This is a genomic window from Kordiimonas sp. (genome assembly GCF_965216265.1).
Taxonomy (GTDB): Bacteria; Pseudomonadota; Alphaproteobacteria; order Sphingomonadales; family Kordiimonadaceae; genus Kordiimonas.
In genome coordinates this window covers 2,354,332-2,363,249 of record NZ_OZ244153.1, presented here as the reverse complement: position 1 = coordinate 2,363,249, position 8,918 = coordinate 2,354,332, and the positions used below count along the sequence as shown (strand labels likewise).

At 53.4% G+C, this 8,918-nt stretch carries 7 protein-coding genes and 1 tRNA gene; 2 read left to right on the top strand and 6 right to left on the bottom strand.

What is annotated here, in order from left to right; all coding sequences use genetic code 11:
- Nucleotides 1-97: 97 nt before the first annotated feature.
- Entirely contained in the window at nucleotides 98-697 is a 600-nt protein-coding gene (locus ACOOGA_RS10895; protein ID WP_420428702.1) for a hypothetical protein, read from the top strand.
- Between the two features lie 107 nt (nucleotides 698-804).
- Here ACOOGA_RS10895 and ACOOGA_RS10890 read toward each other — a convergent pair whose 3' ends face one another.
- The 4 genes from ACOOGA_RS10890 to ACOOGA_RS10875 all read right to left on the bottom strand — a co-directional run bounded on the left by ACOOGA_RS10890 (nucleotide 805) and on the right by ACOOGA_RS10875 (nucleotide 5,487).
- Nucleotides 805-2,670 carry a CocE/NonD family hydrolase gene (locus tag ACOOGA_RS10890; RefSeq protein WP_420428700.1) on the bottom strand — a complete coding sequence of 622 codons (1,866 nt, stop codon included), beginning with the start codon at nucleotides 2,668-2,670 and terminating at the stop codon, nucleotides 805-807.
- Nucleotides 2,671-2,672: 2 nt separating this feature from the next.
- The gene (locus ACOOGA_RS10885) at nucleotides 2,673-4,457 is read right to left on the bottom strand and encodes a CocE/NonD family hydrolase (protein WP_417459530.1); all 1,785 of its coding nucleotides are present in this window, start codon (nucleotides 4,455-4,457) and stop codon (nucleotides 2,673-2,675) included.
- Between the two features lie 160 nt (nucleotides 4,458-4,617).
- Nucleotides 4,618-5,199, bottom strand: a complete 582-nt coding sequence (locus ACOOGA_RS10880; protein ID WP_417459529.1) for a TetR/AcrR family transcriptional regulator — start codon at nucleotides 5,197-5,199, stop codon at nucleotides 4,618-4,620.
- 211 nt (nucleotides 5,200-5,410) lie between these two features.
- A tRNA-Arg gene (locus tag ACOOGA_RS10875) sits at nucleotides 5,411-5,487 on the bottom strand.
- 180 nt (nucleotides 5,488-5,667) lie between these two features.
- Here ACOOGA_RS10875 and ACOOGA_RS10870 point away from each other — a divergent pair.
- Nucleotides 5,668-7,197 (top strand): ATP-binding protein, encoded by a 1,530-nt coding sequence (locus ACOOGA_RS10870; protein ID WP_417459528.1) that lies wholly within the window; start codon nucleotides 5,668-5,670, stop codon nucleotides 7,195-7,197.
- Here ACOOGA_RS10870 and ACOOGA_RS10865 read toward each other — a convergent pair.
- On the bottom strand, nucleotides 7,194-7,928 hold the full coding sequence (locus ACOOGA_RS10865; protein WP_417459527.1) for an HAD family hydrolase: 735 nt from the start codon (nucleotides 7,926-7,928) through the stop codon (nucleotides 7,194-7,196). The two genes, ACOOGA_RS10870 and ACOOGA_RS10865, sit on opposite strands and share 4 nt — an antisense overlap.
- Nucleotides 7,925-8,863 carry an aminotransferase class IV gene (locus ACOOGA_RS10860; protein ID WP_417459526.1) on the bottom strand — a complete coding sequence of 313 codons (939 nt, stop codon included), beginning with the start codon at nucleotides 8,861-8,863 and terminating at the stop codon, nucleotides 7,925-7,927. Before ACOOGA_RS10860 ends, ACOOGA_RS10865 begins: the two co-directional genes overlap by 4 nt.
- Nucleotides 8,864-8,918 lie beyond the last annotated feature (55 nt).

Below are 8,918 nucleotides of genomic sequence, written 5' to 3'. Positions count from 1 at the left end.
CCCCAAAAGGGCCGTGGTTCACCTTTCGCCATACTCAGAGAGTTCGAAAACCTGTTCCTGGTCGACTGGAGCAGGATTTTTCCATAGCCTATACCCTATGGTCTATCCTTCGCACTTCCGAAGCTTTCCTACCTTGTGGCACAGCGTGTTTGCCGCGATGCTTTTGGCGCTGCTGTTTTCCCTTGCCACTTTGATACCCACTGCACATGCTGATGAAGAGAAGCCGCCTTTGCCAACAGAGGCAGATGTGCATGAGGCCTATGGCATGCTGATGGACTGGGCCACGTCTTACCAACAAGGGGAATACCTCCAGCAGTGGCGTTTGACAGATTTTCGCATCCGGCACTGGCACGACAGGAAACGATTTAAAAAATGGATGCGCCGCGCCCGCAAGCGGGACGGCAAGCTGTTATCCTTCAAGGTCGACAAGGCACTGCCGCTTTATGCAACACAGCTGCCCTGCACGGAAATGGGCCATTGTTACCGCAAGGATGTTGATGTCATCCTCTTCCTCATCAGCAGCACATATGAAAAAGCATCACCGCCCCAGCCTGAATATATTGTCATGGCGCGCTCGGATGAAGGTTGGCGCTTTGGCGGCGGCACCTTCCCGAACCGCCCCATGGGGGAGACATCGCTCATTCTCGACCGCAAGGATGAGCGCCGCTACGAACCGGGTTTCGAGATCATGAAATAATTAGTGGCGCAATTGCCGCTATGAATTGATGAACATGTACACTCAATTGTATAGCAAAAGATGCGGGGCGAGATGGCCTGGGGTCAAGACATCCCGCCAAACGCCACCTATTCGGACACGTTAACCTGAACATAAGAAGGAAAGTTTTTTGACCGCAGGATCGTGTGCTCTGCTTTCCTGAAATCTTCATCTTCAGCATCAAAGATATTCTCAATGAACTTCTGCGGGTTACGGTCAAAAAGCGGGAACCAGCTGCTTTGCACCTGCACCATGATTCTGTGACCCTTCTTGAAGCGATGCTGCCGAAAATGAAGGTCGATATCATATTCTTCGACGCGGTCTGGCGTGATTGCTTCCGGTGTTTCCAACCCGTTCCTGAAGCGCCCCCGCAGGATCTCTCCCGACACCATAAGGTGATACCCGCCCATCTCCGGCCTTCCGGCATGGTCTTCCGGATAAACGTCGATGAGTTTGACAACCCAGTCCGCATCACTGCCCGTCGTTGCCGCATATAGCCGCGCCAATATCTGGCCTGATATCACAACGTCTTCGTCCAGAACCGGGGTTACCCAGCTAAGAACATCCTCGCGGCCATCAACAAAGCGTTGATCAAGAGTTTGCCATGTAGACCAACCCGGACCAGAAAACATATTTTCAATGGGTCGCGGGCGGTAAGGTACCGGCAAGGCAGGGTCAGAGATAAACTTGTCTGCCGCGCCTGTCTCTTCCACCGGTGGTTCAAAGGAAAGCACACCATTATCGTGAAAATAAAGCCTGCGGGTTTGGCTATTTTCCGCGGGCCAGGTTTTGGTTGTGTGCCACTGGTTGCTGCCGGTTTCAAAAACATGGGTGCCGGGTACGTCGACCTGTTGACCTTTCAGGTGCTGTGCAAACCATGGGCTGAGGATCTGTTCACGGAAATAAGCTGACGTGTCACTACCAAAAGCCAACGAACCAACGGCCGAACCCTCGCCCAACCATCCGCCATGTATCCAGGGGCCAAGTACCAGATAATTTGCTCCTGCAGGGCTGGCTTTCTGCCATGCGTGATACATGGCAAAGGGGCCATAGCCATCTTCTGCATCGTACCAACCACCAACGTTCAGGTTCGCGACGTCGATTTTTGGCAGTTGCCCTAGCACAGCGCGTTTTTGCCAAAACGCATCATAGTTGGGGTGAGCAGCAAACTGGTCCCAACTGGTGTCATAGTTGGCCAGATAGTTCGTCTTCACATTTTTGAGGGACCCGAGATTGAGATACCACTCATATGTATCATCCGTACCGAAGTCGAAAACGTCAGCGCCGGAGCCGCGTTCCATGAAGGTGACATACTCAAAACCGTAACTGAGATGAAACGCACCGTTGTGAAAGAAGTCATCGCCGATATAAACGTCGGCAGGCGAGGCTTGCGGGGATATGGCTTTTAGCGCGGGATGCGGGTTAACTGCCGCCATTACAGAGAGCCATGCCGGGTATGAAACCCCCAGCATGCCGACATTACCGTTGTTACCAGCAACATTTTTGACGAGCCAATCGATGGTATCGTAGGCGTCCGTGCTTTCATCAACTGCCGTGTCACCACCAGCCTCGGCGAGCGGGCGCAACATTGTGAACTCGCCCTCCGATTTATGTCGCCCCCGAATATCCTGAAACACAAAAATATAGCCGTCTTCAGCCAGTTCCTTCAGCGGCCCGGTAAATATCGAGCGGCCCGGCACGGCATCAACACTTGAGATATTATAAGGGCTTCGCCACAGAAGGATGGGAAGTGCCGCCGCTGTATGCTTTGGCCTGTATATCTCCGTGTGGAGCTGGATACCGTCCCTCATGGTGATCTTTGTGGTTCGTTTCTCGAACCCGCCGATAGGGTCCGCAGTCTGTACGTCAGCCTCAGACGCCCAGACACCAAGGCATAGCGGGAGGGACAGAAATACCGCAAGGATTGCCCGCCGCATGTGTGACACCATAAACATGATCAATTGTCGCTTTCAAAACCTGGAACCACAGGCAGGATGAGAGCGGAAGGGTGCGTATCGCCGTGATATACGGTCTGCCGGGCGATCTTCCATTCTGTATCTGTCGCAATGGGGTTACCTGTGTTCTGGTTCGGATTGAACATGGGGGCGGCGCTACTGGATATATCTATCCGGATTTTCTCCCCAGCCAGAAAACGGTGGGCGATATGACCGAGCTCAATGGTGTAGCGCTCTATCTTGCCGGGCTCCAGAAGCGTGGTTTCCTCATAGCCGTGCCGATAGCGCGCGCGAATGATCCCTGTCGCTTTTGGCCCTAGTACGGCGGCCCTGCCATCCGGGTAAACGACACTGAGTGTTGCGGTGAAATCTGTGTCCCGTGCGTCAGAGGATGCATACAAATCCACCAGCACCGGCCCAACCACATCCAGTGGCTCGTCAAGAACCTGTGACGTGTAAACCAATATATCGTCGCGCTTTTGCGTTTCCTGACGGTCAACGCCGTACATGCCACCGGATAGATCGAGCGCTACAGGTTTTTTGGGATCATATACGTAATTGTCATTTTCTTGCGTTGAGGATTTCGCCCAGCTAAGCACGCCGTCACCACCTACCGAATTGGCCGCGCCGCCACTTGAGAAATAGAGCTTTTTGGATTCGGCCTCCTTAAGGGGATACGCCTCGAAACTTTTCCATTCATTGAGGCCCGTCACATAAAGCTGAACCGTCGGCTGATCAAATTCGGGACTGGAACCCTTCAAATAGCGGTCAAAAAAGTCGAGATGCAGTTTTTTGATATCCTTTACGGCGTTTTCCGCAAAAGACACCTCTCCTACCGAGGTGCTGCCCCCCATGAAACTCTGGATATGGGTCCACGGCCCTATGACCAGATGCTGGCGGTCTGCGGCGTCTGAGTATTTCCGCATGCCTTGCCAATAATGGAGCGTACCTGTCTGGTCGCCGTCGAACCAGCCAGTGATATTGAGGACCGGCAGGTCAATCTGCCGGAAATCGCGTTCGGTCAGTTGAATGCGCTGCCAGTATTCGTCCATCGTATCGTTGAGAAGCATCTGGCGGTATAGCGGCATACGCCGGCCAAGAGCCTCATCCATGGTCAGAAGGGGACGGTGGTTATAGATGCTGTTCCAATCTAGTAGTGCAGCGTTCGGGCCTTGGCTAATTTTGCCTGAGGTGTCGTTGAACCAGTTAAGAGCCCACGCCATCATGAACGCACCACCCTGCAAAGGCAGCTCATTGAGATACTGGCCAGCCGGGGAAGTTGGCGCAAGACAGGTCAGGTGTGGCGGGCGCTCCTTGGCAGCAAGCCATTGTACCGTACCCCAATATGAAACCCCCATCATGCATGTTTTGCCGTTGGACCAAGGCTGCCCGGCAATGCCCTCTATGGTGTCAAAACCGTCGTGGGCCTCCTGAAAGAAGAAATCAAACTCACCGTCCGAATCCCCCCGGCCTCGTACGTCCTGAACAACAAAGGCATAGCCGTGGCGCACGAAATATTGCGCCCATTCGGGGAAGTTGATGATGGGCATTGATTTGATGTAGGGCGTGCGCAGAAGAATAACCGGAAACTGGCCTTCTTCAGCGGGTAGCCATACGTCAGACGATAGTTCCACGCCGTCACGCATTGATGTGCGATGGTCAAATATATGTCGAATTTTCACTGGTGCTTCAGTCTGGCCATCGTCCGCTTCTGAAACAGCATCGGATTTGGCACTCACAAGCAGCAACAGCAGCGCACAAACGGTTTTTAATATCGCGTTAAACATGGAACTTCTCGCTTCTCGGTTACACAACTCTATAAAAGAAAGTATATGCTTTCTTTTATAGAGTCAATGAAGCGCAAGCGCACGAGGAGGCTCCGAAGCGCGAGGCCCCGGGCATAATCTTTAACCGGGCATAACCTTTAAAATGTTTGGGTGTCTGGTTTTATCCAGTCATCTTGCCAAGCTCGGCAAGCACACAGGGTAGATAAGACTTTGCCGAGGTGTCCGGGGCAATAACATTGGTGATCCAAAGGCCGCTCATCAGCATATTCAGCGTCTTTGCGCCAGTGTTCACATCGTATGAAGGATCAATCTCACCGCTCTCCTGCAAGGTCTTCATGATTGCCAATAGCTGCTCTTCCCTCACCAACACTGCCCGCTTGGTGCGTTTATGAAGTTCCTCATCCCTGAGGCTAATATTGATAAGCTCATAGTCAATTCGTGCGTGCTCGCACCGGCGCTCGCCGTCAAACTCAACCACCGCATCGATCATAAATTGCCGGAAAGCCTTGAAGCTGTTTACTTCAGAAACGATGGAATCCGACAATGTGCGGTCCACAACCGCGATCATGGCTTCGCGTTTGGTCTTAAAGTGTTTGTAAAAGGCGCCCATGCTGATCTCGGCTGCCTTGCATATATCTGCCAGAGACATTCCATCAAAACCGCGTTCGAGGTAGCATTGTAACGTCGCGTCAAGAATGTGTCTCCGACGCTGCTCCATATATTCTGCGCTTCGTTTTGGCATACAACCGTTCCAGTTTCCTCGGGCATAAAAGCTGTTGGTTAAGGTCGGAGAGTAGGCAATTTATCAACTGTCATGCATTTGTCGCGTCAAAAATAGACCCGTGGTGCAGCGGCTAAGGTACAGGAAAGGAATATCTTGGTTTGGTTCTTCGATAAGAAGAGCGCATCTGCCAGCTGGATAGGGCGTATAGGAATATCGCTCTATAAGTAGATGGTGACCCCGACTGGATTCGAACCAGTGGCCTACAGATTAGGAATCTGTCGCTCTATCCTGCTGAGCTACGGGGCCCCATAAACAGCGCTTTTCCTGTAACCCCAACCGGCGCGCCCGTCAACTGTGCTAAGGACATGTTGGCAAAACACGCAGCAAATGGCTAATTTCATTATTCGTCAGGCGCATTACCGAAAATTAAGGTTTCTGCTCTTTGATGTCGTATGAAGATCTTTGGGGGTCTATCAGGAAATTGCGTTGAGTTTTCGTAGACTTGTTGCACCGGTTTTTGTTGCTGTCGCGGTTAGCATCGCGGCACTTGTTGCGCTTGCCATCTTTGCAGCGCGCCAACAGGACGCGGCTGCGCTCGCAGCGGAAAAGCAGGTGATACAGCAGGAAATGCGCACCATCCATGGTGGGCTTGCGGTACTCGCGGAGGATAACGCCTGGTGGGACGCTGCTGTCGAAAATATTATCTTTGAGGAAAATATCGACTGGATCGACAGCACACTTGGCGAATCCGTCATCGGCATCAGCCAGATCCAGGGTGTTTTTATCGTTCGGCGAGACGGCACCATGGCATACGGCAACTTTGTTGCCGCCCTGCCCGCCCCGCACACTTTCCTTGATGCAGGTTTTGCGGAGCTCGCAAAAAGCATGGAAATCCCAAAGGAGCATCTACCCAGCAGCGCATCTGGCTTCCTGGAAATAGGTGGGGACCTGATTGCCTTTGGCGCCAGCATGGTGCAAGCGGGTGAAGTAAAGTCGCTACCACCCATCCCCGATGAGAAGCGTGCTCTGATCATCTTTGTCTCGCTTGTAAGCGCAGAAGACATTGAGCGGATAGGGCAAGACAATGCAATAAAAGGGCTTCGGTTCGCGACCACCCCCATTGAGGGCGATAACACCATACCGGTGCTTTCCTTGGGAGGTGACTCTATTGGTCACTTGTGCTGGCGGCCTTCTGAGCCTGGCAGCGAAATGCTGCGTTACATGGTGCTGCCCGCCAGCATGCTTCTGGTCATCGTGATTATTGCGCTCGGACGGTTTTTACGCCAAGCCAACCGTGTGCTTGAAGAACTGGCCCGCGCCAACAAGGCCAAATCCGCTTTCCTCGCGTCCACAAGCCATGAGATCCGCACACCGCTCAATTCCATCATCGGTTTTACCGAGCTGATATCGCTTGAGCTATACGGCAAGGTTGAGGGTGAAAAGAACAAAGAGTATTTGCAACTGATCCGCCAAAGTGGCGAACACCTGCTTTCTATCATCAATGATATCCTTGATATCTCCAAACTGGAGGCAGACCGCTTTGAGATATATGCCGAAAAGGTGGAGCCCCGCACGGTGATTGCATCCGCCCACAAGCTGGTGTCTGCATCGGCGATGGAACGCGGTGTGAGGGTCACTACAGACTGTTTGCCGGCCGAAATCCTGTCGGATGAGCGCATCATGCGGCAGGTGCTTATTAACCTCCTGTCCAACGCCATCAAATTCACCGAGCCAGGCGGCAGCGTCACGGTCAAGGGCTTGAGCCGGGGCCGCTTTTACGACATTACCATCACTGACACCGGCATAGGTATGAGCGAGGCCCAGATAGAAACAGCGCTATCGCTGTTTGGTCAGGTCGAAGGAGAGCTCTCCCGTCGGCACTCCGGCACAGGTCTTGGCCTGCCACTTGTCACGCGCTTTATGGAACTGCTGAACGGTCAGTTCGATATCTCATCCAGCCCCGGTGAAGGCACAACCGTCACCGCACGGTTCCCGCTCTATCGTGAGGAAGACTAAGCAATCTTGAAAGCTGCCATCTGCTCATAAAGCGGCATGGCTTGTTCCAGAATACGCTCGAGAGCCGGGGCCAGTTCAGGTGTGTCACCGCTCTCACGCGCCATGAACCCTGTGGATTTCTGCACATTTTCGTACCACCACGGTGCCCACACACCATCTGTATCGCGTGGCCCCGCAGGCCACTTGAGCATTGCCTTGTCAAACCCTATGCCCAGTGCTTCGCATAACTGGCCCAGATAGCGTTCAGGGTCACGAAGGATATCGCTACCGTCTATCACCGGTGGCGCATGGCCGAGCCTGTCTGCCTCGCGCTCAAAAATCTCCACCTGCTTCACAAGGCCAATATCATCAAGTGTGACCTCAGCCCGGCTTTTTACATAGCTTGCAAGCATAGCGCGGGGGTTGCGGATCAGGAACGCGTGCCGCATGGACCGCGCCCAGCTCCAATCAAGGCTTCCCACCATATGGTGGCACATATGTTTTTGGTAAAAGACTGTGTAGCCAGCAGGCACCGGGCCGTTCAGCTCATCTGCCACCTGCTGCCAATCCGTACTCTGCGCCTTGAGAATCAGATCACGACCGGGATGATCTATCCCTGTCTCCTCAAGAAAACAGGCATAAAACGGCTCATCCACCACCATGGTATCAGGCCGGTTTTCAAAGGATCGCATCAGGGCCGTGGAGACATTCCTGGGCCCGGACCACATGGCGATACGCACAGTATCACTCATGCGTTGCGCCCTTTGCCTGCCTCATCTTCAATGCGCTTGATATACAGCTTGCGCAGTTTTGCCACCATGTCACCCGGCATTGGTGGTGCTTTCCCGTCACCAATGGTGCGGCCGTCCACTTCCCCCACAGGCACAAGGCCGGCAAAGGTCCCGGTAACAAAAGCTTCGTCTGCACCGTAAACGTCTGTCAGGCTGAAATCTTTCTCATGCACCGGGATGCCCGCCTCTTTTGCGAGGGTGATGACCGTGCCGCGTGTGATGCCGCCAAGGCAGTATTTCCCGCTTGAGGTCCACAGCTCACCGTCCCGCACAATGAAAAAGTGCGTGCTGTTGCAGGTGGCGACAAAACCGTGAGGGTCGAGCATCAAAGCCTCGTCGGCACCGGCTTTGGCGGCCTGAATACAAGCCGTGATGCAGTTCAGTTTTGAGTGGCTGTTAAGTTTTGGGTCCTGCACATCGGGGAAACCACGCCGCACGTGGGCCGTGAACAATCGGATACCACGGTTCAGCGTGTCCTTGAGCGGTGCCTTATATTCAGGGATGATCACAACCGTCGCCGGGCCAACCGTGACCCGAGGGTCCTGATACGGTGTGGCTTTGATACCGCGTGTGACCATCAGACGGATATGCACACCGTCATGCATGTTGTTGGCGTCAATCGTGTCATACAGCCGCTTGGTGAGCTCTGCTTTGGTGAGGCCAATATCCATATCAATCGCCTTGGCACCTTCATAAAGCCGCTTCAGGTGTTGGCCAAGAAACACAAGCGTACCGTGGTGCAGCCGCAGGCCTTCCCACACCCCGTCACCGAGGATATAACCACTATCGAAAACGGAAACCTTGGCCTCTTCGCGCGGGAAAAGTTCCCCACTCACATTGATCAAAATATCCTTGTTTCTCGGGTCGTCGATATAGTCATGGGTGCCGTGCGCCACTGAGATTCTCTTTCTTGTCAAAACATAGGTTTGGTGCAACTGTCTGTGCTCAAGC